Genomic DNA, 23,336 nt, shown 5'->3' on the forward strand with positions numbered 1-23,336 from the left:
CTACTTGCTACCGAGGGTGGAGCGCAGCATCCAGGCGTGCTTCTCGTGGGCCTGGAGGCGCTGGGTCAGAAGATCGGCCGTGGCCTCGTCGCCGGCGTCGTCGGCGACCGGGAACGCCTCGCGCAAGGTGCGGATAACCGTTTCATTGTCGGCTTTCAGCTCGCTCACCATGGCTTCCCACTCATTTTCGGGATTGCCGTCCTTGAGGCTGGAGAGATTACCGAACGCGCCGTAGCCCTGCGGCGCCAACTCGCCCAGAGCGCGAATACGCTCGGCGATGTCGTCCAGCGCCGCCCACTCTTCCTGGTACTGACCCTCGAGCAGAACGTGCAGCGACTGGAAGTTCGGACCGCGAACATTCCAGTGATAACCGTGCGTCTTGAGATAGAGCGCGTAGCTGTCGGCGAGAACCTTGCTGAGCGAGGCGGCGATGTCCGCGCGTTGTTTGGCGGTCAGTCCGGTGTTGAGGGCGTCGGCCATCAATGATCTCCCGTGTTGCGTGCTCTAGGTAAGCGTGTCCATGCTCATGGCAAGACATCTTTGCGGGGAGCAGAGGTGGAGAATAAAGACGCCCCGAACTTGGCTTCCGACGAGCACGGTCGAATCCATAGTCTGCTTAGCGCGTGGCTGATCCCTCCGGTTCCGCCGCCCGCCTGGCGATGCGCGGTCGCGGCCCTGATCGGCGTGGCGATGGCGGTCCTGATGCGCGTCGCCCTGCTGGGCCTGCATGGCGGGGTCGGCGCGACCCAGCCGTTCTTCCCAGCGATCATGCTGGTCACCCTCTACGCGGGCTGGCGCTGGGGCCTGGTTCCGGTCGCGGCCGGCGGGGCGTTCGGCTGGTGGCTGTGGGGCGGACGCTATGGCGAGCCCCTCAGCGAGGACGAGCTGGCCACCATGGTCATTTTCCTGCTGTGCGGCGTCATGGTGGTCGCGGCGGCGGAAGGCCTGCGCGGCGCGATGCGCGGCCTGGCGCGGGCTCGCGAGGAGCGCGCCGACGCCGAGGCCCGCCTGCGGGTGACCCAGACGGCCGCCGGCGTGGGCCCTTGGGACTTCGACCTGCGCACGGGCGAGCTCTACCTGTCGCCCGCCGCGCGCCGCAACCTGGGCATCCCCGAGCACGAGCGCGTGGATCCCGGACAACTGCCCACCCACGTCCATCCCGACGACCGCGACTGGGTGCGCGAGCGGCTGCGCCGGGCGCTCAAGGGCCTGGAGGACTACGAGGTCGAGTACCGCCTGTCCGACACCGGCCAGGGCGAGCGCTGGGTGCACGGCCGCGGCGAGGTGATCCGCGACGAGGACGGACGGGCGATCCGCATGATCGGCCTGAACTTCGACGTCACCAACCGCCGTCGCTCGGAAGAACAGGTGCGCGAGAGCGAGGCGCGGTTCCGGAACCTGGCCGACAGCGCCCCGGCCCTGATGTGGGTCTCGCGGCCCGGCGGCATCCGCGAGTTCGTCAACCGCGCCTATGTCGAATACACCGGCCTCGACTATGACGGGGCCCTGACCCTGGACTGGCGCACGCGCCTGTTCCCCGAGGACCTGCCGGGGATCCTGAAGGCCCAGGTCGCGGGCGAGGCCTCGCGCCGGCCGTTCAACCTGGAGGGTCGCTATCGGCGGGCCGACGGCGAGTGGCGCTGGCTGAAGTCGTTCTCGCAGCCGCGCTTCGGCCCCGACGGCGCCTTCCTGGGCTTCATCGGCATCGCCTTCGACACCACCGACGCCAAGCAGGCCGAGGCCAATCTGACCGGGGTCAACGAGCTGCTGGCCGACCGCGTCGCGGCCGCCGTGGCCGAGCGCGACGCGGCCCAGGCCGCGCTGCTGCAGTCGCAGAAACTGGAGGCGATCGGCCAGCTGACCGGCGGGGTGGCCCACGACTTCAACAACCTGCTGACGGTGATCATCGGCGCCCTGGACGTGGTCGAGCGTCACCCCGGGGACGCCGTCCGGCGTGAGAAGATGGTCGGGGCGGCCCTGGCGGCGGCCAAGCGCGGCGAGAAGCTGACCCAGCACCTGCTGGCCTTCGCGCGCCGCCAGCCGCTGAAGCCCGAGGTCTGTCGCGTCGACCGCCTGATCGCCGAGTCCGAGGGGCTGCTGCGGCGGGCCCTGGGCGACGCCTATACCTTCAACCTGCGACTGGGGGCCGGGGTGCGCTCGGCCCGGATCGACGCCGGCCAGTTCGAGGCGGCCCTGCTGAACCTGGTCGTCAACGCCCGCGACGCCACGCCGCCGGGCGGCGAGGTCACCATCGAGTCCCGCCCGATCACCATCGCCAAGAGGCATGGCGAGCTGGAGCCCGGAAAATACCTGCGCGTGGCCGTGCGCGACACCGGCTCGGGCATGGACGCGGCGACGATCGCCCGCGCGGTCGAGCCGTTCTTCACCACCAAGGCGCCCGGCGAAGGCACGGGCCTGGGCCTATCCCAGGTCTACGGCTTCGCGCGGCAGTCGGGCGGCTGGGTCGACATCGAGAGCAAGCCCGGCCAGGGCGCGACCGTGGTCCTGCTGCTGCCGGTCGTCGAGGGCGACACCGTCATCCTATCCGCGCCCAAGATCGACCATGTCCAGGCCCAGGTCCCCTCGCGCGTGCTGCTGGTCGAGGACGATCCCCAGGTGGCCGAGCTGATCGACGCCATGCTGAACGACCTGGGTCACAGCGTCATCCGGGCCGGCGGCGTCGACGAGGCGCTGGTTCGCCTGGAACAGGACGTCGGCATCCAACTGGTGCTCAGCGACGTGATCATGCCCGGCGGCAAGAGCGGCGTGGACCTGGCCGAGCAGCTCGCCGCGACCCGGCCGGGCCTGCCGGTGGTGCTGTGCTCGGGCTACACCGGCGGCGACCAGGGCCGCGCGCGGGCCGGCGACTGGCCGTTCATCTCCAAGCCGTTCTCCCTGGAGACCCTGGCCCAGGCCCTGGCGCGCGCGCGGCCGCACTGAGCCCATGCTCTGCCTGTGCTCTGCTCCCCCGCATCGCAGGGAGGAGAGGCGCTTGACAGATCCATAACTACAGAGTTATGAAAAAACCCATAGCTCACCAGTTATAAATTATCCCATGTCCCCCACGCCCGACGCCCTGTTCCGCACCCTCGCCGATCCGACCCGGCGCGCCCTGTTCGAACGGCTGTGCCGTGACGGGGAGCAGACGGTCGGGGCCCTGACCGCCCAGGCCGGCGTCAGCCAGCCGGCGGTGTCCAAGCACCTGATCGTGCTGCGCGACGCCGGGCTGGTGCGCGACCGCCACGAGGGTCGCCAGACCCACTATTCCGCCCAGCCGGGCGCCCTGGCCCCGCTGATCGACTGGACGCGCCAGATGGCCGGCTTCTGGGAAGCCCGCTTCGACGCGCTCGAAAACCTTCTGAACAGGATGGACCAATGACCCAGAACATCCCTGCGGACACCAAGACCGTCGTCGTCGAACGCGACATCGCCCACGCGCCCGAAAAGCTGTGGCGGGCCCTGACCCAGCCGCACCTGATGGAGGAATGGCTGATGAAGAACGACTTCGCGCCCAAGGTCGGCCACCGCTTCAACCTGCGCGGCGAATGGGGCGGCGTGCTGGACTGCGAGGTGCTGGCCCTCGAGCCGCCCACCAGCCTGTCCTACAGCTGGAACTTCAAGCACGGGGACCCCGCCTTCGACCTGACCAGCGTCGTGACCTTCACCCTGACCCCGACGCCGACCGGCACGCGCCTGCGCATGGAGCAGGCCGGGTTCCGTCCCGATCAGAAGCAGGCCTTCGGCGGCGCCCACGCCGGCTGGAAGAGCTTCCTGGACAAGCTGGAAACCCTGCTGGCCCAAGACGACCGGACCGGGGAGGCCTGATCGTCATGAGCACGCTGATGCGCCAGGTCCACCGCTGGCTGTCGATCGCCTTCACCGCCGGAGTGCTGGGCTACATCGTGGTGATGACTCGAGGCCAGCCGCCCTTCTGGGTCGGCCTCTTCGCCCTGATCCCGCTGATCCTGCTGCTGGTCACGGGGCTCTATCTGTTCGTGCTGCCGTACGCCCTGAAGGCGCGGCGGAAGGCCTGAGGACAAGACCCATGAGCAAGATGAAGCCCGCCCCCGCAGGCGTCCCGGTCTCGGACCTGATCGACAACGCCATCGCCGAGCTGGGCGACTGGCGCGGCGAGATCCTGGCCCGCCTGCGCGCCCTGATCCTGGAGGCCGATCCCGGCGTGGCCGAGGAATGGAAGTGGGGCAAGCCGGTCTGGTCGCACGACGGCCTGATCTGCACCGGCGAGACCTACAAGGCCTACGTCAAGACCACCTTCGCCAAGGGCGCCTCGGTCCCCGACCCCAAGGGCCTGTTCAATTCCAGCCTGGACGGCAATGTCCGCCGGGCCATCGACTTCCGGCAAGGCGAGCCGATCGACGAGGCGGCGTTCAAGGACCTGATCCACGCGGCGGCGGCGGTCAATGCAGCGGGAAAGAAGAAGGGCAAGGCGTAGGGCGAGGATGTTCGCCTTCGCATTGGACGTCCAAAAAATCCCGCCCTTCCCGGCGAAAGCCGGGGCCCAGATCGAACCAAGGGTGTTCATCGGAATAGCAGGGCGAAAAGGCGCGTCAGCCCCGGCCTCATCGCCTGAATCTGGGCCCCGGCTTTCGCCGGGGAGACGGCTCGTGGGGCTGGGAAAACGTCACCGGCCTGGCCGATGTCGCTCCGCCCAGACCGCCTTCCGGTGGAACCACCCCACCGAAATCACGGTTTCTCAAGTCTCCCCGGGAAGAAGCCATCCGGGGAGCGCACCGTTCTCGCCGCCTGTCGTGAGGCGGCGAGGTCGTGCCGGTCGTCCGGTTGGGGGACCGGCGACCGGAAGCGGCCACCCCGGGAGTCGCCCCTCCCCGTGAGGCGCGGGCGCCACACGCGCGGGCTCACGCGATGCAAGTAAGTAAAACTTCACTGAACCGACATCGAAAGCGCCTATGAGCGCGAGCGCGCTCGGGGGCGCGGTGGCGAGGAATCGTCTTCCGCCCGCTCCGGAGCTTCACGAAGACGGCCGCCAACGGCCGCGATGAAAGGTTCTCTCATGCATTCGACTTCCCGCAAGCTGGTCTGCCTGATGGGCGCGGCTGCCGCGGCCATGGCCTTCGCCGGCGCCGCCCAGGCGCGCCAGGCCGACGCCAGCGCCACCGCCCTGGACGAGATCGTCGTCACCGCCGAGCGCCGCTCGGAAAACCTGCAGAAGGTGCCGCTGTCGGTGGCCGCCGTCTCGGGCGACCAACTGCGCGCCGTCACCGCCGACGGCGGCGACATCCTGGCCCTGTCGGGCAAGGTCCCCAGCTTCTACGCCGAGACCACCACGGGCCGGATCTTCCCGCGCTTCTACATCCGCGGCCTCGGCAACATCGACTTCTACCTGGGCGCCTCGCAGCCCGTGTCGATCATCCATGACGACGTGGTCATGGAGCACGTGGTCCTGAAGTCGAACCCGCTGTTCGACATCGGCCAGGTCGAAGTGCTGCGCGGTCCGCAAGGCTCGCTGTTCGGCCGCAACACCACCGCCGGCATCGTCAAGTTCGACACCATCAAGCCGAGCGAAGACTTCAAGGGCCGCTTCTCGGCCTCGTACGGCACGTACGGCACGACCACGTTCGACGGCGGGATCGGCGGCCCGATCGCCGACGGCCTGATGTTCCGCGCCTCGGTCCTCTATCAGCACCGCGACGACTACGTGGACAACACCTTCGCCGGGACCAGCGCCGACGGCACCGTCACGCCGAAGAAGAACGCCATGGGCGGCTTCACCGAAAAGGACGCCCGCCTGCAGGTTCTGGCCAAGCCGAACGACAAGCTGTCGGTCCTGGTCTCGGCCCACGCCCGCAACTATTCGGGCACCTCGACCCTGTTCCTGCGCCAGGCCCTGACCAAGGGCAGCAACGACAGCAACGCCCCGCGCGACAAGGTCGCCTTCGACGAAGCCAACAACAACCCGCAAGCGTACGACACCCAGGGCATCTCGGCTCACGTCGACTACGACTTCGGTCCGGTCACCCTGACCTCGATCAGCGCGCTGGAGCACACCTCGGGCTACAGCCGCGGCGACACCGACGGCGGCGCGGCGGCCAACTTCCCGGTCAATGGCGTTCCGAACGGCTTCGGCCAGTCGATGGGCCAGATCCGCGACCTGGACCAGCTGACCCAGGAAATCCGCCTGGCCAGCAACGGCTCGGGCAAGCTGAAGTGGCAGGTCGGCGGCCTGTACTTCGACTCGCGCGACACGACCGACTTCTATCAGCGCGGCTATTTCCTGCTGCCGACCTCGGCTGGCTACAACCCCAACAACTGGGTCAGCCTGAACAACCTGAACACCTCGTGGGCGGTGTTCGGCCAGGTCAGCTACCAGCTGACCGACGCCCTGACGATCACGGGCGGCCTACGTGACACCTACGACGCCAAGAAGACGGTCCTGAAGAAGACCTCGAACAACGCCGCCAACGTCTCGACCTACACCGGCCGTCGCTATGTGCGCCTGGCCGACGAGCAGGTCAGCTGGGACCTGTCGGCCAACTACCAGGTCAATCCGGACGTCAGCGTCTACGCCCGCGCGGCCAAGGGCTTCCGTGGCCCGACCATCCAGGGCCGCTCGGCGGTGTTCAACGCCGACTTCACCACCGCCGACAGCGAAACCATCCTGTCGTACGAAGCCGGTTTCAAGAGCTTCCTGCTCGACAACACCCTGCGCTTCAACGCCTCGGCCTTCACCTATGAGGTCAGCGACATCCAGCTGAACGGCAACGACAGCAACGGCAACGGCGTGCTGTTCAACGCCGACAAGGCCAAGGCCTACGGCGTCGAGGCCGACCTGGAATGGCGTCCGGTCCAGAACCTGCTGCTGACCGCCGGGGCCAGCTACCTGCACAGCGAGATCAAGGACAAGCGCGTCTACGCCCAGGTCTGCGCGCTGAACGGCGTGGTGGTCTGCACGGTCGAAAACCCGACGATCAAGGTGGGGGCCAACACCTTCGCCCAGATCGACGGCCAGCCGCTGCCGAACGCCCCGAAGTACAATCTGAACTTCACCGCCCGCTACGACATCCCGGTCGGCGAGGCCGGCCGCGTGTTCGCCGCGACCGACTGGAACATGCAGGGCTACACCAACTTCGTGCTCTACAAGACCAAGGAGTTCTACTCGAAGGGCAGCTTCGAGGGTGGCCTGAAGCTGGGCTACGAGAACCTCGACAAGGGCTACGAGATCGCCGTCTTCGGTCGCAACATCACCAATGAGAAGAACCTCAAGGGCGTGATCGAGAACTACATGGCCGCCGTCTACAACGAGCCCCGCATCGTCGGCGTCTCGCTGAGCGCCAAGCTGAAATAACGAACTTCCTCCCCCGCTCGGCGGCCTCGCGCCGCCGGGCTCCCCCTGCCTGGCCCCGGAGTGAAAGCTCCGGGGCTTTTTCTTTGGGCGGACCTAAGGTCCGAGAGGGTGGGAAGCGGCCATTCTGCTCCCCCCCGCGATGCGGGGGAGGAGAGATCCGCCCAGGGCCGAAAGCCGACCTCACCCCGCAAAGAAAAGGGCCGGCTCCTTTCGGAACCGGCCCCGCCGAAAACCCTGAGGTCTTGGCTCTTAGTACTGGAAGCGCACGCCCAGCTTGAACGTCCGGCCGATCAGGCCGGCGTAGTGGAAGGCGCTCAGGTAGTTCGGGTTCGAGGTGTAGGCGCCCGGCGCGACCGGAGCCTTCTCGTCGAACAGGTTGCCGACATTGCCGTAGACCTGGACCTGGTCGGTCACCTGGGCGGTGGCGTTCAGGTCGACGTTCACGAAGCTCTTGATGTGGCAGAACTTCTTGCCCATCTCCTTGTCGCCGTTGTTGTACAGGTTGCCGTTTTCGCAGCTGGTGTCCTCGTACACGTCGGCGGCGACCTGCTTGATCTTGCCGACATAGTAGGCCGTGGCCGACAGGGTGTACTTGTCACCGAAGGCCAGGGTGTTCTGCCAGTTGCCGCGCCAGTTCGGCGTGCCGTTGCCGGCCGACAGGCCGTTCGGACCCAGGGTGCCCGCGTACTTCTGCACCTTGCCGTCGGCGGTGTGCAGGTCGGACTTGAACACGTGGGTGACTTCGACGCGGCTGGTCCACCGGATGCTGTCGGTGATCGGCGCCTTGACCGTGGCCGCGACGTCGATGCCCGAGGTGATCTGGTAGTTGGCGTTGACGAACGGCGCGTTGATGATCAGCACGCGCGGCAGGGCGTTCGGGAACTGCGGATCGATGCCGTCGACCAGGTTGCACGAATAGCCCGGGCCGATGGCCGCGACGGCGGCGCAGCCGTCGGCCTGGTTCGTCTTGCTGTAGTAGGCCGCGCGGGCCTGGGCCAGCAGCGGTCCGGCCACGATCAGGCCCGACTTCTTCACGTTGTAGTAGTCGGCCGTCATGCTCAGCCAACGGGTCGGCTCGAAGATCACGCCGCTGGTGAAGCTGCGCGACACTTCCGGCTTCAGGTCCGGATTGCCGTTGTAGCCGCCGCCGATCGAGTACTGGCCGGCATAGGGGTTCTTGTTGCCGCCGGTCACCGTACCGCCGTGGGCGTTCTGGAAGCTGGTCGGCGGGGTGTAGTTCGAGAAGCCGGCGTACTGCGAACGGGCGCTGGCTTCGGCGAAGGTCGGGGCGCGGAAGCCCTTGGCATAGGTGCCGCGGAAGGCCAGTTGCTTGATCGGCGTGTATTTCACGCCGAACTTCGGCGAGAAGTGGCCGTAGCCTTCCGAATAGTGGTCATAGCGACCCGAGACGTTCAGCTCGACCTTGTCCAGCACCGGGGCCAGCACTTCGAAATAGCCGGCCGACACGGTGTGCTTGCCGAACGCCGACGAGGTGGTCAGGGTCCAGGTGTCCAGGCGGGCGTTCTGGTTGTTGTTCTCCAGAACCTCGCGGCGGACCTGGCCGCCGACGGCCAGCTGCATGTCGCCGCCCGGCAGGGTCCACAGACGCTTGGTGATCGAGCCCTCGATCGCCATCAGCGACGAGTGCGACGGCGTCGTGATGTCCGGCGCGATCGCGTTGCGCACGTCGGCCGTGTTCTGCTCCGGGTTCACGAAGTTGTACGAGCCGGTGTTGATGGCCTTCAGCGTGTTGGCGATGTTCAGATAGCCATGCTGGACCAGGCGCAGGTTGTCCTTGGCGCCGACGGCCTCGACCTTCCAGTTCCAGTCGTCGCCGAAGCTGCCGGTCAGGCCGGCAGTGCCGCGGATGACTTCGTTGCGACGATCGCTGCCGAACGGGATGTCGCCGAACACGTAGTAGATGCGCGCCGCGCCGTTGGTCGGATCGTTGGCGTAGGCGGCCGCGTACGGGTTGTTCGGGTTCAGGCGGCGACCAGCGGCGCTGGGATCGGCGCAGTTGACGCCCGACGAGCAGATCCACACCGGCAGGACCATGCCCGGATTGTTCGAGGCCAGGGTCGCGGGCGCGCCGAACGGCTGACGCAGGCGGGTGTTCTGGGGCTGGCCCTTGATGCTGACTTCGCTGCGCGAGAAGCTGCCCGTGGCGTAGGCCTCGATGTTCTCGTTCAGGCGCACGCTCAGGCGGCCATTGACCGCGAAGCGCTTCTGCAGCGGCGCGATCTGGTTGTACTTGTCAGCCAGATTGTACTTGCAGCTGGTGCCTTGGGCCGAACCCGTGGTGACGGTGAAGGTGCCGTCCGCGCAGTTCAGGTTCAGGGCCTGGTACTGGTTGTTGATCGTACCGACGCCGCCGGCCAGCGGGTTGTTCAGGTCGGTCTGGACGACGCGGGTGACGACGGCGGTCGGCGTGCCCGTGGTCGGGATCATGCTGCTGTCGCCGGTGTTGTTGTCCACACCGCCGATCGGCGTCAGGTCCAGGGTGTTGTACGGGAAGCCGCGGCTGTGGTTGGTGACCCGGCCGTCCTTCTGGTACTCGGCGTTGACATAGACGTTCCAGCCGCTCTCGGCGTAGTCGCCATAGCCCAGGGTCAGGTCGGCGCGCTTGTGCTCGGCGTCGCCGCGATCGCTCTCGCCGGCCTCGGCGCTGCCCATCACGCCGACGAAGGTCTTGCGCAGCTTCAGGTTCACCACGCCGCCGATGGCGTCGGCGCCGTACGACGACGAGGCGCCGTCCTTCAGCACTTCGATCTTCTCGATCAGGCTGAACGGGATCGAGTTCAGGTCGACATAGGCGTTGTGGCCGTCGTCATTGATCGGGAAGTTGGCCGAGCGCAGGCCGTCGACCAGCACCAGGGTCGACGAGACGCCCAGGCCGCGCAGCGAGACGGCCGAGCCGCCGGCGCTGAAGCCGCCCTGGAAGCCCGTCGGGATCGAACCCGCGCCGTCGGCCGAGATGGTGCGAATGGCGTCGGCGGCGGTGGTGATGCCGGCGCGCTGCAGGTTTTCCGAGGTCAGCACGGTGACCGGCGACGGGGTCTCGGTGTCGGTGCGGCGGAACAGCGAACCGGTGACGACGATCTCTTCGACCTGCGTCTGTTCGGCGGCCGGCGCGGTCTGCGCCACGGCCTGGCTCGCCCCCAGCAGGGCCACGGCGGTTCCACAGATCATGGAGGAAGCGAGCAACCGCTCCCGGATGGACTTCGTATTCAAGTTTAGCTCCCCAGCATCTAGCGCGCGAAGACAGGCGCGCACGGCTCCGAACTCGTCGTTGAATTCGGCAGGCGGGGAGCTACGGATTGAAATGATCGTAGGTCAACGATCATTGCTACGCCGAAACACGTCGCCATCTTAGAGTCTCTTTAAAGTCACATGATTACGCAAATGTAACTTAAATACTTCTAAGATACTCACAAATATACAAGAAGACGAAATTGCTACTTTCAGCGAGGCGAGTCACTCAAATTCATCGAAATTCGATACCGGAGAAGCTATACGGCTACATGTACAGTGATTACTGTACATCCTTGATAGCCAGAGATCTGCACGAAGTTTCCGCGCAACCGCCGCTGCGGCGGAATTTTTCTTCCACATTGCCGATATGTAAGGATTAACTCTAGCGCTTGATCGGCAAATCTTGGCAACGCGTCGTCGCACGCGCACACCTTATCGCGCGAGCCCAAACGCGCCGCCCCAGACATTGGCGCGGCGCTTTTTAGAGAAGCTGGGTTTGCAATCCGACTCGCAAGAGCTATATGTGACGGACAGGTTATGCTCACTTTCAGCATAACCCCGACGCCGGACCGCCCGATCGGGGATCGCCCGAAGAGGCACGGCGTTTTTTGAGGCCCTGGAAATGCTCACTTTGAGCATAACGGAGGATCGGATGGCCGACGGGTTTGCGGCGCCGCTGGAATTCACCGCCCAGGTCGAGGCGGAGACGGCGGGGATCTGGGATAAGGTCAAGCACCACGTCACCCCGATGGAGTGGCGGACGCAGGCCCCGCTGATCGCCGAGATCAACCGCCTCAAGCGCGAGAAGAACGCCGCGATCCTGGCCCACAACTACATGACGCCGGACATCTTCCACGGCGTGGGCGACTTCGTCGGCGACAGCCTGGCCCTGGCCAAGGAAGCCGCCAAGAGCGACGCCAGGATCATCGTCCAGGCCGGCGTGCACTTCATGGCCGAGACCAGCAAGGTGCTGAGCCCCGACAAGAAGATCCTGATCCCGGACCTGAAGGCCGGCTGCTCGCTCGCCTCCTCGATCACCGGCGCCGACGTGCGGCTGATCAAGCAGCGCTATCCCGGCGTGCCGGTCGTGACCTATGTCAACACCACCGCTGACGTGAAGGCCGAAACCGACATCTGCTGCACCAGCGCCAACGCGGTGCAGGTGGTGGAGTGGGCCGCCAAGGAATGGGGGACCGACAAGGTCATCCTGATCCCCGACGAGTTCCTGGCCCGCAACGTCGCCCGCCAGACGGACATCAAGATCATCGCCTGGGCCGGTCACTGCGAGGTGCACAAGCGCTTCACCGCCAGCGACATCGCCGACATGCGCGCGGCCTGGCCGGGCGCCGAGGTGCTGGCCCACCCTGAATGCCCGGCCGAGATCCTGGAGGCCGCCGACTTCGCCGGCTCGACCGCCGCCATGAACGACTATGTGGCGTCGCGCAAGCCAGCCCAGGTGGTGCTGATCACCGAGTGCTCGATGGCCAGCAACGTCCAGGCCGAGAGCCCGGCGACCCAGTTCATCGGCCCCTGCAACATGTGCCCGCACATGAAGCGCATCACCCTGCGGAACATCCACGACGCCCTGGTCCACGAGCAGTACGAGGTCACGGTCGACGCCGACGTCCTCGACCGCGCCCGCCTGGCCGTGCAGCGGATGATCGACCTGCCGCCGCCGGCGGTTCCGGCGCGTTACGACCTGGTCAAGGCGCGGCATCACGTGGATGTCGAGCTGATCTAGTCCTTCGCCAGCTTTTCTTCCCTCTCCCCAGGGAGTGTTTCCAGTGATCGAGCGTATCTCCTTCGACGGCCCCGTGATCCTCGGCGCCGGTCTGGCGGGCCTCACCGCCGCCCTCGCGGCCAAGACGGCCCTCGTGCTGTCGCCGACGCCGCTGGCGACCGGCTGCTCCAGCGCCTGGGCGCAGGGCGGCATGGCGGCGGCCTTGGCCGGCGACGATACGCCGGCCCTGCACGCCGCCGACACCATCGCCGCCGGCGCGGGCCTCTGCGATCCGAAGGCCGTGGCGCTGCTGACGCAGGAGGGCCCGCAGGCCGTCCGCGACCTGGCCGCCCTGGGCGCGCCGTTCGACCGCAAGACCGGTGGCGACTTCGTCCTCAGCCTCGAAGCCGCCCACGCCAAGGCGCGGGTCGCCCGGGTCGGCGGCGACGGAGCCGGCGCGGCGATCATGGCCGCGGTGATCGCCACGGTGCGCGCGACGCCGACGATCGAGATCCGCGAGAACGCCCGCGCCCGCCGGCTGCTGCAGGACGCGACCGGCCGGGTGGTCGGGGTGCTGGCCCAGATCGACGGCGCGCTGATCGAGATCCGCGCCAGCAGCGTGATCCTGGCCACCGGCGGCGTCGGCGGTCTCTACGCCGTCACCACCACGCCAGCCGAGGTGCGCGGCGAGGGCCTGGGCCTGGCCGCCCTGGCCGGCGCCACGATCGCCGATCCGGAGTTCGTGCAGTTCCACCCCACGGCCATCGACATTGGCCGCGATCCCGCTCCCCTGGCCACCGAGGCCCTGCGCGGCGAGGGCTCGATCCTGCGCGATGCGAATGGTCGCGCCTTCATGGCCGACTATCACCCGGCCAAGGAACTGGCTCCGCGCGACGTGGTCGCCCGCGCCATCCACGCCGAGCGCGCCGCCGGTCGCGGCGCCTTTCTCGATGCGACGGAGGCGGTCGGCGACCAATTCCCGCACGAATTCCCCGCCGTGTTCGAGGCTTGCCGGAGCGCCGGGATCGATCCGCGCCGCGAGATGATCCCGGTCGTCCCGGCCGTGCACTACCACATGGGCGGGGTGGCCACGGACCTGGACGGTCGCGCCAGCCTGCCGGGCCTCTTCGCCGCCGGCGAGTGCGCCTCGACCGGCGTGCAGGGCGCCAACCGCCTGGCCTCCAACAGCCTGCTGGAAGCGGCCGTGTTCGGGGCCCGCGCCGGGCGCGCGGCGGCGACCGAAGGTGTGGCTCTTTCCGCTCTTGGGGGCGGCGAGCCGGTCAGCCTGGAGCCCTTCCCGGACCTGCCAGACGCCACGTTGCAGATCCTGCGCCGGGCCATGAGCCGCGACGCCGGGGTGATCCGCGACGCGGCGGGCCTCTCCCGCCTGCTGGAGCAGCTGAACGCCCTGGAGCCGGCCTACGGCCCCTGCCCGCCCCTGGTCGCCGCCCGCCTGATCGTCGAGGCCGCCCTGGCTCGCCAGGAAAGCCGGGGCGGTCACTTCCGCTCGGACTTCCCCGCGACCGCCGAACCGGTTCGCACCTTCGTGACCCTTACGAGCGCGGACGCCGCCGTCCGCTACGCCGCCGAATGACCATCCAGCCTCTCGACGATATCCTCGTCCGCCCGATCGTCGACCTGGCCCTGGCCGAGGACCTGGGCCGGGCCGGCGACATCACCGGCCGGGCCTGCATCGATCCGGACGCCCGCCTGTCGGTGGTCTGGGCCAGCCGGCAGGATGGGAGGGTTTCGGGCCTTGCCTGCGCGCGCCTGTCCCTGGCGGCCCTGGACCCGACGGCGTCGTTCGAGGTGGTCACGCCCGACGGCGCCGACGCCGCGCCGGGCGCGATCCTGGCCCGCGCCGAAGGGAACGCCCGCGCGGTGCTGGCCGCCGAGCGCACGGGCCTGAACCTGCTGGGCCGGCTCTCGGGGATCGCCACCCTGACGCGGGCCTATGTCCGCCTGGTGGCCGGCACGAACGCGACCATCGTCGACACCCGCAAGACCACGCCGGGCCTGCGGGCGCTGGAGAAGTACGCCGTCCGCTGCGGCGGCGGGGTCAACCACCGCTTCGGCCTGGATGACGCGATCCTGATCAAGGACAACCACGTCGCGGCCTGCGGCGGGGTCGGCGAGGCCGTGCGGCGCGCCCGCGCCCACGCCGGGCACCTGGTCAAGGTCGAGGTCGAGGTCGACGGCCTGGACCAGCTGGAAGAGGCCCTCAAGCACCGCCCTGACGTGGTCATGCTGGACAATTTCAGCCTCGCGGATCTGGCGACCGCCGTATCGCTGGCCAAGGGCCGCGCGGTGCTGGAGGCCTCGGGCGGGGTGAACCTGCTGACGGTCAAGGCGATCGCCGAGACCGGCGTCGACGTGATCAGCGTCGGCGCCCTGACCCACTCGGCGCCGGTGCTGGATATCGGTCTGGACGCCAACTAGCGGCAAAGCGAGCTCCCTCTCTCTTAGAGAGAGGGTTGGGGTGAGTGGTTACAGCGCTTGACGGAGTGCCGGCGCGCCGTCGATCGGCGTACCCACTCACCCTCCCACCGCTTCGCGGCGGGCCCCTCCCTCTCTCCTTGAGAGAGGGACTCCTTGCCCCTAGAACAGCTTCATCAGCTCGCGCACGACCATCGCCGCCAGCACGCCCGTGGACACCACGAACAGCAGGAACCGCAGCGCCACCAGATTGACGCTGATCTGCAGCAGGCTGTGCAGGATCCGCACGCCGACATAGACCCAGGCGAAATGCACGGCCATGCCGTCGGCGTGGCCGGCGACCTGGATGGCCAGCGCCGCCGCGTAGAAGATCGTCGGCTGCTCCATCAGGTGGTTGTAGTTGTCGGCCGCCTGGCGCGCCGTGTCGGGCAGCCTGTCCAGCGAGCCCGGGAACCGCGCCTCCTGCGGCTTGATCCCCGCCTTCTGCATCGCCGGGATCCGCTGGACGTACATCCAGATCCAGATCACCAGCGACCAGGCCACCAACGCCATCACCGGCGCGATCATAGTGTCGTTCATGGTTTCCTCCCCGTGGCGTCTGCGCGCCGATGGGAAGGCTATTCAACGACCACCGTTATGGGAAGGCGGACCCGACGTCAGGCGACGGCCCGAGACGGGGCGCCGTCGTCGCCCAGTTCGAACTCGGCCATCATCGCGTTCATGTCGCGGGCCTCGCGCGCCAGGGCCGTGGCGGCGGCCGTGGCCTGCTCGACCATGGCCGCGTTCTGCTGGGTCACGCCGTCCAGGTCGGTGATCGCCGCGTTGATCTGACCCAGGCTGGAGGACTGCTCGCACGCCGAGGCGGCGATCTCCTGCATGCGGCCGGACAGGTCGCCGACCTGCTGGACGATGCTCTCCAGGGCCTGGCCGGACGCGCCCGCCTTGTCGACGCCGTTGCGGACCTGGCGGTTGCTGTCCGCGATCAGGGCCTTGATCTCCCTGGCCGCGTCGGCCGAGCGCTGGGCCAGGGCCCGCACCTCCTGGGCGACGACCGCGAAGCCCTTGCCGCTCTCACCCGCCCGCGCCGCCTCGACGCCGGCGTTCAGGGCCAGGAGGTTGGTCTGGAAGGCGATCTCGTCGATGACCCCGACGATCGAGCCGATCTGGCTGGCGGACCGCTCGATGCCGGTGACGGCCTCGGCGGTTTCCTGGACGATGTCCCGCGCCCCGGCGGCCACCTGGCGCATGTCGCCCAGATAGTCGCGCGCCGCCGCCGCGGTGGCGGCCGCCGAACTGACCGACTCGCTGATCTGGTGCAGGGCCGCGGCGGCCTCCTCCAGCGAGGCGGCCTGGTGCTCGGTGCGGCGCGACAGGTCGTTGGCCGCGGCGCGGATCTCGCCGGAGGCCGCGCCCACGCCGCCCGAGGCGACGTTCAGGCGCTTGAGGGCCGCGCCCATGGTCTCGGCGGCGGTGTTGAAATCGGCCTGCAGGGGCAGGAAGGCCGGGGGCGCGGCGCTCACCCGGCAGGTCAGGTCGCCCGCCGCCAGCCGGCGCAGGGCCTGGCCGAAGGCGGCGTTGACCTCGGCCTCGCTGGCCGCCTGGACGCGCAGACGGGCGGCCTCCAGCGCGGCGGCGGCCTCGACACGATCGCGTTCCCGCTGAGCCTCGCCCTCGCGGCGCGCGATCTCGCCGGCCTGGAAGACCTCGAGCGCCGAGGCCATGGCGGCGAACTCGTCGCGGCGGCCAAGGCCCGGAACCTGGATGTCCAGCTGGCCGTCGGCCAGGGCCTTCATCGCCCAGACCTGCTCGGCCAGCGGATTGATCACGCCCATGCAGGCGCGCCGGGACAGCAGGACGACCAGTCCCAGCCCGACCAGGGTGGCGACGCTGACGCCCGCCAGGGTCGCCATCGCCGAGCGGCCGGCGGTCAGGGCCATGGTTCCGATGGCGCCGCCCTGCGACTTCAGGACCTCGCGCAGGTCCTCGATCCGGGCGCTGCTCGCGTCGAACCAGGCCGCGCCGGCGACGTCGCTGGGCTGGCCCGAGCGGACAGCCTCGATCGCCTTGGCCCGCATGGCGTCGACCCGCTTCCAGGTCTCGCCCTGCCCCCGGACACGCAGATCCTGGCACAACGCGGCGCGCTTGCGGCACGCCTCGTCCAGAGCGCCCTGCTGCTGGCCCGCCAACTGCCGCATCCTGGCCAGCAGCTCGGCGTCGAAGCGGGCGGCGCCGAAGCCGGCCGCCCCGGCCGCGCGCTCCTGGCCGGCCGCCTCCTTGGCGCGCAGCAGGGCGGCATAGGCGCCGACGGCGTCATCGACGTCTCCGCCCAGTTTCTTGACCTCGACCGCCTCGGCGCCCCGGATCAGGGCGGCCACCAGGTCGGTGTAGCCGGCGATGACGACCGCGCGCTGAGCATTCGGCGCGTCGGCCTGGGCGCGAAGGGCCGGCAGGGCGTCCAGCTTGGCCATGGCCTGGCGCATGGGCTCGCCCAGGGTTCCGCCGCGCACGCTGGGCGCGGCGCCCGACCAGCCGGCCGACAAGGTCGACAAGGCCTGGTCGGCGGCCGCCCGCTGCCGGGCGACCTTGGCGGCGAAGGGGCCGCGGTCCGCCGCCGCCATCATGCCCGAGGTCGCCCCGCGCTCTTTCTGCAGAGCGTCGACGGCCGCCTCGATCGGCGCGACCAGGCGCAAGGTCGCCGTCGCCTTGCGCGCCTCCATGACCTGGCCGAACTGGTTGACGCAGACCGCCAGGCTGAGGACCGCCAGGGCCAGGACCGGCGTCAGGATCGCCAAGAACATGCGCTGCTTGATGGACATTCGCGTCTTCCTCTGGCGCCGGAGGACACACACAAGGACGCGGCGCCGGACACCGAACTCCAGCGAAACTCGCCAAGTATTGATTGAATAATTGCGCCAGAAAGATACCGTCGCATGATCAATTTTTTTATTCCGGAATGCTTAATGGAGAATAATCAAGACAAATTTATCATTATACGTAAAAACACCTAATAAAATAACTTAGTTCGAATATTTCCGTTCTTGATATTGATCAAGAAACCACCAGACGCCGGAACCGACCTCCTGCGATTGCCGGAGCGCGCACATGAAGACGCCGCCGCCCCGGGCTGGGCGACGGCGTTTTCTCGACGACTTTTTAGAGCCCTGGGGAAGAGGGATCAGGTTCCACGATCGCGGAACGGGTCCGCCGGATAGACCCCGAGGATCTCGAACTTCTCGGAGAAGAACTTCAGCTCGTCCAGGGCCAGGGCCAGGCTGCGATCCTCGGGCCGGCCGTCGACCTCGGCGTAGAAGAAGGTCGCCGTGAAGTTGCCGCCCTCCATGTAGCTTTCCAGCTTGGTCATGTTGACGCCGTTGGTCGCGAAACCGCCCAGGGCCTTGTAGAGGGCGGCCGGCAGGTTTCGGACGCGGAACACGAAGCTGGTCACGCAGCGATGGGTGAACTCCGGGGCCGGCGGGTTCGGGTCGGCCGTCATCACCAGGAAGCGGGTGGTGTTGTGGCGCTCGTCCTCGATGTCGCGGGCCAGGATGTCCAGGCCGTAGATCTCGGCCGCCAGGGCCGGGGCCACGGCGCCGCGCTTGGGGTTCGGCTTCAGGGCCAGTTCCTTGGCCGCGCCGGCGGTGTCGCCGGCCGCCTCGGTGGTCACGCCCAGCTTCTTGAGGCTGTTGCGGCACTGGGACAGGGCGATCGGCATCGAGGCCACGACCTCGACGTCCGACAGCTTGACGCCCTTGTTGGCCATCAGCTGGAAGCGGATCGGCTTGAAGCGCTCGCCGATGATCTTCAGGCCCGAGGCCGGCAGCAGGTGGTGCACGTCGGCGACCCGGCCGGCGATCGAGTTCTCGATCGGGATCATGCCCAGCTGGGCGGCCCCGGTCTTGATGGCCTCGAACGCTTCCTCGAACGTCTTGCAGGGATAGGCCTCGTAGTCCGGGAAGTAGGTCCGGCACGCCTCGTGGCTGTTGGCGCCGGGCTCGCCCTGGAAGGCGATCTTCTTGAGGATGCTCATTCTGCTTTTCCTGCGGCTTGTCGCGCCGCTTCGAGGTCGGAAGGATTGTCGACGGAGATCGGTGCGGTCGCGGCCACGGCGGCGCGGATGGTCAGGCCCAGCTCCATGGCGCGCAGCTGTTCCAGCTTCTCGCGCGTCTCCAGCGGCGAAGGCGCGGCGGCGTTGAACGCCTCCAGCGCTGCGCGGCGATAGCCGTAGATGCCGATGTGGCGCCAGACGGGCGCGTCGCCATAAAGCGTCGAGCGGGTGAAATAGAGGGCGCGGCCGCTCCTGCCGTCGGCTTCCATCGTGAGCACCGCCTTGACGACGTCGGGATTCGACCGGTCGGCCGGCGAGGCCTCGGGGGCCACGACGGTGGCGATATCGGCGTCGCCGAACTCCTTAAGTACGCGGGCGCAATCGCTGAGCACGGCCGGGTCGACGAACGGCATGTCGCCCTGCAGGTTGATGACCACGTCGTGCTTCGAACCCGGATCGAGTTGCGCCAGGGCCGCCAGGATCCGGTCCGAGCCGGACGGCAGTCGCGGGTCGGTCAGTACCGCCAGACCGCCAGCGGCTTGAACCGCCTCGACGATTTCGGGATCGCCGGCGGCCACCGCCACAGGGCCGACGCCGGCCTTCAGCGCCTGGTTCAGGACGCGGACGATCATCGGAACGCCGCCGATGTCGGCCAGCGGCTTGTTGGGCAGACGTGTCGCCGCCATCCGCGCGGGGATCAGGACGATAGGGTTCATGGCCTCAAATCTATGCTGCCCGGTTGCGCGAGGGGCGGTAGCGTGTAAGAGACGCGAGCGCAACATGAGGCGTGCTGGGGACTCAGAGGGGGATTCCGGCGCGCGGGTTCAAAGCCCGCCCCTGGGGTGGGCCGACAAGAGGCTGACAAGGCTGAAATGAGCGACCTGACGTTCAACAAGATCGCTGGCGGCGTGCTGCTGACCGGCCTCGTTATCTTCGGTCTCCGCGAAGCGTCCGACATCGTCTTCAAGAAGCACGAAGTCGAGAAGGCCGGCTACGAGATCGCGGTCCAGGAAGAATCGGCCGGCGGCGGCGAAGCCGTCGACACCCCGCCGGACTGGAACGCCGTGCTGACCCCGGCCAATGTCGCCGCCGGCCAGGCCGTCTCGGCCAAGTGCGCCGCCTGCCACAAGCTGGACGCTTCGGACGCCAACGCCACCGGCCCCGGCCTGTGGGACGTCGTCGGCCGCAAGCCCGCCTCGCACCCGGCGTACAACTATTCGGGCGCGATGAAGGACTTCGCGACCAAGACCCCGATCTGGGACTACGACGCGCTGTACACCTTCCTGAAGGCGCCCGGTAAGGACGTCCCCGGCACCAACATGACCTTCGTGGGTCTGAAGAAGCCGGAAGACCGCATCGCCATGATCGCCTACCTGCACAGCCTGGGCAGCAAGCTGCCGGTGCCGCCGCCGCGTCCGGCCGCCGCGGCTCCGGCCGCCGCGGGCGCTCCGGCCGCTGACGCCGCGGCTCCCGGCGCCGCGGGTGGCACGACGGCTCCGGCCGCCGGCGCCGCGACCGCCCCCGCCGCTCCGGCGGCTGGCGGCGCCACGGCCCCGCCGAAGGCCTGATCGCTTCTCGAGCGGATCAACGAGATCTGAAGGGGCCGCGAAGTTTTCTTCGCGGCCCTTTTCCTATGCGGAAGCTAGGCTTTCCGAACTCCAAGGTTCGTCCGAAAGCCCTCGCCGATGAAGCTCCGCGCCCTGGCCGTCACCGGCCTGCTGGTTCTCTCCGCCTCCCTGGCCGCCCCGGCCGCCGCCTTCGCCGCCAAGGCCCCGACCGTGGCCCTGACGTCGATCGACGGCCTGCCCACGCCCCTGCCCTATCCCTACGACGAGAAGGCCGACGCCGAGGCCGACCTGGCGGCCGCCCTCAAGCGCGCCAAGGCGCACAGGAAGCTCGTCCTGATCGACCTGGGCGGCAACTGGTGCGGCGACTGCCGCGTGTTCGCCGGCGTCATCGAGCAGCCGGACGTCAAGCGCTGGGTCGACAAGCACTACGAGGTCGTGACCATCAATGTCGGCCGCTACGACCACAACATGCAGATCCCGGCCCGCTACGGCGTCGATAAGCTGAAGGGCGTGCCGTCCTTCCTGGTCGTGGACACCAAGGGCAAGCTGGTCAACGACGGCGCCTTCTTCGCCCTGACCGACGCCCGCCACATGACCCCGCAGTCGATCGTCGACTGGCTGGCGCAGTGGGTGAAGTAGGACGGCGGGCCCGTCCTCGCCCTTTGACAAGCTCAGGGTGAGGACTACTTTTGGCGGCCTATCGGTAGAAACCTCATCCTGAGCCTGTCGAAGGACGAGGTTTCGGCCCCGCTAGACCCGCCGATACCCCAGCGGCGCCCCCGTCGGGGTCGCTTCGATCCGCGCGATCGCCTCGGCCAGGCGCTCCACGGCCGTGGCCATGTGGTGGGCGTTGGCGTGCAGGATGGTGTCGCGGTCCAGTAGGATGGCGACGTGGCCTTTCCAGAACACCAGGTCGCCGCGCTGGCGGTCGGCCTCGGCCACTTCCGGGAAGAAGCCGCGCTGCATGTCGGTGTCGCGCGGGCAGGCGCGGGCGCAGGCATAGAGGGCCTGCTGGACCAGGCCCGAGCAGTCCAGGCCCAGGCTCTCGCGGCCGCCCCACTGATAGGGCGCGCCCAGGAAGCGCTCGGCGACGGCGACGTAGTCGCGCTCGCCCCGGCCGATCGGCGTCAGATGGTCCTCGACGAACCAGCCCGCGCCGACGGCCTTGGCGAAGCGGCCGTCGCGGTCCTCGATCGTCACCAGGGCGTTGAGGCTATAGAGCCCCTCGGGCCGCGACTTGATGTCGGGCCGACTGAACGCGTAGGTGCGCAGGGCGCTGACCGCGTGGGTCGGCGGATGGCCCTGGGGCGCCAGGTCGGCGACCGCCACATGGCCGACATAGCCGTCGCGCGGGGCCTGCCCCCAGGCGAAGCCGTCCTTTTCCTCCAGCACCCGGAAGACCTCGCCGAACAACAGCTGGTCCCACTGCTCGGCGTCGGGCGAGGCGATGGCGCGGATGGCCGTGGCGGGCGCGACGCAGACCATCACCCGGGTCTCGGCGTAGCGCTCGGCCGGGGCCAGGCCTTCCAGGCGCTGGTCGGCCAGGTCGGGGCGGGCCAGGGTGATGCGGGTGTCCAGGGTCATGCGAAGCGGCTCTTGATCATGGCGAACGCGGCGCGGATGGCCTGGACCTCCGCCCCTACCGGGAATCCGGGGCGTCCCTTGGGGTTCCAGGCGAAGACGTCGAAGTGGGCCCAGGGGCCGACGTCTTCTCCCTGCGGCGCGAACCGTTGCAGGAACAGGGCGGCCGTGGTGGCGCCGGCCTGGGCCCAGCCGTCGGGATCGTTCTTGAGGTCGGCGATGTCGCTGTCCAGGGCGTCGCGATAGGCCTGCGTCAGGGGCAGGCGCCACAGCGGGTCGGCGACCGCCGCCGAGGCTGCCTCGATCTGGCCGGCCAGCTTGTCGTCGGCGGTCCAGAACGGAATGACGAACGGGCCCATGGCGATGCGCGCCGCGCCGGTCAGGGTGGCGAAGTCCAGGGTCAGGGCCGGCTTCAGCTCGCTGGCCCGGGTCAGGGCGTCGGCCAGGATCAGGCGGCCCTCGGCGTCGGTGTTGCCGACCTCGACGGTCAGGCCGGCGCGGGTCTGCAGCACGTCGCCCGGCCGCATGGCGTCGCCGGCGATGGCGTTCTCGACCACCGGGGTCAGGATCACCAGCCGCACCGGCAGGGCGGCTTCCATGATCATCCGACCGAGGGCCAGGGCGTGGGCGGCGCCGCCCATGTCCTTCTTCATCAGCCGCATGCCGGCCGAGGGCTTGATGTCGAGGCCGCCGGTGTCGAACACCACACCCTTGCCCACCAAGACCAGCACCGGGTGCGAGGGATCGCCCCAGCTGACCTCGATCATGCGCGGCGCGCGGGCGTCGACGGCCGCGCGGCCCACGGCGTGGACGGCGGGGTAGTTCTCGCGCAGCAGGTCGTCGCCACGCACCACCGACAGGGTCGCCCCGTACTTCTGCGCGATCTCGCCGGCGATGGTCTCGATCTGCAACGGCCCCATGTCGTTGGCCGGGGTGTTGACCATGTCGCGGGCCAGGGCGCAGGCGTGGGCGAAGGCGGTCACGGCGGCGGCGTCGACGCCCTTGGGCGCGACCAGGCGCGGGATCGGCTCGCCGTGCTTCTTCTTATAGCGGTCGAAGCGATAGGTCCCCAGGGCGAAGGCCAGGGTCGCCTGCTCCGGGTCGATCCCCTTGGGAACCTTGGCCAGGGCGTACTGGCCGGCCGGAAGCTTGCCGGCCAGGGTGCGGAACAGCGACAGATCCGCGCGGCCCGCGCCGGTTCCCAGCAGCACCCGCTCGACCGCGCCGCTGGCCCCTGGGACCGCCAGCACCTGGCCGACCTTGCCCGTGAAACTGTTGGCGGCGGCGTAAGTCCTTACCGGAGCGCGCTTTTGCGCCAGGAACGCCTCGACGTCGCTCTCGGCCAGCGGATGGACGGGGATCGCCTGACCGTCGGCCTCGGCGAGGATCGGATGCGTCGCGTCGGTCATC

General features: G+C 68.6%; 19 protein-coding genes and 3 pseudogenes. 13 read left to right on the forward strand and 9 right to left on the reverse strand.

All coding sequences use genetic code 11. The annotated features are described in order from the left end of the window. Positions 1-480: a Dps family protein gene (locus tag MZV50_RS20640; RefSeq protein WP_252631147.1), complete on the reverse strand. Its 480-nt coding sequence runs from the start codon at positions 478-480 to the stop codon at positions 1-3. Positions 481-540: 60 nt separating this feature from the next. Between MZV50_RS20640 and MZV50_RS20645 the strand changes: the two genes are divergently transcribed. The 6 genes from MZV50_RS20645 to MZV50_RS20670 all read left to right on the forward strand — a co-directional run bounded on the left by MZV50_RS20645 (position 541) and on the right by MZV50_RS20670 (position 7,324). After that, complete coding sequence (locus MZV50_RS20645) at positions 541-2,940, forward strand: hybrid sensor histidine kinase/response regulator (RefSeq protein WP_252631148.1); 2,400 nt, start codon at positions 541-543, stop codon at positions 2,938-2,940. A 115-nt stretch (positions 2,941-3,055) separates the two neighbouring features. Beyond that, positions 3,056-3,379, forward strand: coding sequence for an ArsR/SmtB family transcription factor (locus MZV50_RS20650; RefSeq protein ID WP_252631149.1), 324 nt, complete (start codon positions 3,056-3,058; stop codon positions 3,377-3,379). Then, the gene (locus MZV50_RS20655) at positions 3,376-3,825 is read left to right on the forward strand and encodes an SRPBCC family protein (RefSeq protein WP_252631151.1); all 450 of its coding nucleotides are present in this window, start codon (positions 3,376-3,378) and stop codon (positions 3,823-3,825) included. The genes MZV50_RS20650 and MZV50_RS20655 overlap by 4 nt, the downstream gene beginning before the upstream one ends. A 5-nt stretch (positions 3,826-3,830) precedes the next feature. After that, a complete protein-coding gene (locus tag MZV50_RS20660; RefSeq protein ID WP_252631153.1) occupies positions 3,831-4,034 on the forward strand; it encodes a hypothetical protein in 204 nt (67 codons plus the stop codon). A gap of 11 nt (positions 4,035-4,045) precedes the next feature. Next, complete coding sequence (locus tag MZV50_RS20665; protein WP_252631155.1) at positions 4,046-4,453, forward strand: DUF1801 domain-containing protein; 408 nt, start codon at positions 4,046-4,048, stop codon at positions 4,451-4,453. A gap of 579 nt (positions 4,454-5,032) precedes the next feature. Next, the gene (locus MZV50_RS20670) at positions 5,033-7,324 is read left to right on the forward strand and encodes a TonB-dependent receptor (protein WP_252631156.1); all 2,292 of its coding nucleotides are present in this window, start codon (positions 5,033-5,035) and stop codon (positions 7,322-7,324) included. A 249-nt stretch (positions 7,325-7,573) separates the two neighbouring features. Here MZV50_RS20670 and MZV50_RS20675 read toward each other — a convergent pair whose 3' ends face one another. Next, a complete protein-coding gene (locus MZV50_RS20675; RefSeq protein WP_252631157.1) occupies positions 7,574-10,528 on the reverse strand; it encodes a TonB-dependent receptor plug domain-containing protein in 2,955 nt (984 codons plus the stop codon). 700 nt (positions 10,529-11,228) lie between these two features. Here MZV50_RS20675 and nadA point away from each other — a divergent pair. The 4 genes and pseudogenes from nadA to MZV50_RS26760 all read left to right on the forward strand — a co-directional run. After that, positions 11,229-12,317, forward strand: coding sequence for a quinolinate synthase NadA (nadA, locus tag MZV50_RS20680; protein WP_252631158.1), 1,089 nt, complete (start codon positions 11,229-11,231; stop codon positions 12,315-12,317). Positions 12,318-12,360: 43 nt separating this feature from the next. Further along, positions 12,361-13,890, forward strand: a complete 1,530-nt coding sequence (locus MZV50_RS20685; protein WP_252631160.1) for an L-aspartate oxidase — start codon at positions 12,361-12,363, stop codon at positions 13,888-13,890. Continuing rightward, a complete protein-coding gene (nadC, locus tag MZV50_RS20690) occupies positions 13,887-14,735 on the forward strand; it encodes a carboxylating nicotinate-nucleotide diphosphorylase (RefSeq protein WP_252631161.1) in 849 nt (282 codons plus the stop codon). Before MZV50_RS20685 ends, nadC begins: the two co-directional genes overlap by 4 nt. 88 nt (positions 14,736-14,823) lie before the next feature. Next, positions 14,824-14,892, forward strand: a pseudogene (locus tag MZV50_RS26760) (hypothetical protein); the annotation flags it as partial. Positions 14,893-14,894: 2 nt separating this feature from the next. On the opposite strand, the gene MZV50_RS20695 reads toward MZV50_RS26760, so the two are convergent. From MZV50_RS20695 to MZV50_RS20710, 5 genes and pseudogenes are all read right to left on the reverse strand, one after another. After that, a complete protein-coding gene (locus MZV50_RS20695; RefSeq protein WP_252631163.1) occupies positions 14,895-15,311 on the reverse strand; it encodes an MAPEG family protein in 417 nt (138 codons plus the stop codon). A gap of 77 nt (positions 15,312-15,388) precedes the next feature. Further along, positions 15,389-15,979, reverse strand: coding sequence for a methyl-accepting chemotaxis protein (locus MZV50_RS26765; protein ID WP_436792232.1), 591 nt, complete (start codon positions 15,977-15,979; stop codon positions 15,389-15,391). A 459-nt stretch (positions 15,980-16,438) separates the two neighbouring features. Then, positions 16,439-17,548 (reverse strand): annotated as a pseudogene (locus MZV50_RS26770) (nitrate- and nitrite sensing domain-containing protein); the annotation flags it as partial. Positions 17,549-17,907: 359 nt separating this feature from the next. Next, entirely contained in the window at positions 17,908-18,759 is an 852-nt protein-coding gene (locus MZV50_RS20705; RefSeq protein ID WP_252631165.1) for a prephenate dehydratase, read from the reverse strand. Then, positions 18,756-19,493, reverse strand: coding sequence for a 3-deoxy-manno-octulosonate cytidylyltransferase (locus tag MZV50_RS20710; protein ID WP_252631166.1), 738 nt, complete (start codon positions 19,491-19,493; stop codon positions 18,756-18,758). The genes MZV50_RS20705 and MZV50_RS20710 overlap by 4 nt, the downstream gene beginning before the upstream one ends. 156 nt (positions 19,494-19,649) lie before the next feature. Between MZV50_RS20710 and MZV50_RS20715 the strand changes: the two genes are divergently transcribed. The 3 genes and pseudogenes from MZV50_RS20715 to MZV50_RS26775 all read left to right on the forward strand — a co-directional run. Further along, a complete protein-coding gene (locus MZV50_RS20715) occupies positions 19,650-20,345 on the forward strand; it encodes a c-type cytochrome (protein WP_252631167.1) in 696 nt (231 codons plus the stop codon). 117 nt (positions 20,346-20,462) lie between these two features. Further along, complete coding sequence (locus MZV50_RS20720; RefSeq protein ID WP_252631168.1) at positions 20,463-20,984, forward strand: thioredoxin family protein; 522 nt, start codon at positions 20,463-20,465, stop codon at positions 20,982-20,984. A gap of 10 nt (positions 20,985-20,994) precedes the next feature. Further along, positions 20,995-21,083 (forward strand): annotated as a pseudogene (locus MZV50_RS26775) (hypothetical protein); the annotation flags it as partial. Between the two features lie 12 nt (positions 21,084-21,095). Here the strand turns inward: MZV50_RS26775 and MZV50_RS20725 are convergent. After that, on the reverse strand, positions 21,096-21,929 hold the full coding sequence (locus MZV50_RS20725; protein WP_252631170.1) for a C40 family peptidase: 834 nt from the start codon (positions 21,927-21,929) through the stop codon (positions 21,096-21,098). Further along, on the reverse strand, positions 21,926-23,335 hold the full coding sequence (locus MZV50_RS20730; protein WP_252631171.1) for a leucyl aminopeptidase family protein: 1,410 nt from the start codon (positions 23,333-23,335) through the stop codon (positions 21,926-21,928). Before MZV50_RS20730 ends, MZV50_RS20725 begins: the two co-directional genes overlap by 4 nt. Between the last annotated feature and the right edge of the window lies 1 nt (position 23,336).

It is taken from the genome of Caulobacter segnis (assembly GCF_023935105.1).
Classification (GTDB): domain Bacteria; phylum Pseudomonadota; class Alphaproteobacteria; order Caulobacterales; family Caulobacteraceae; genus Caulobacter; species Caulobacter segnis_B.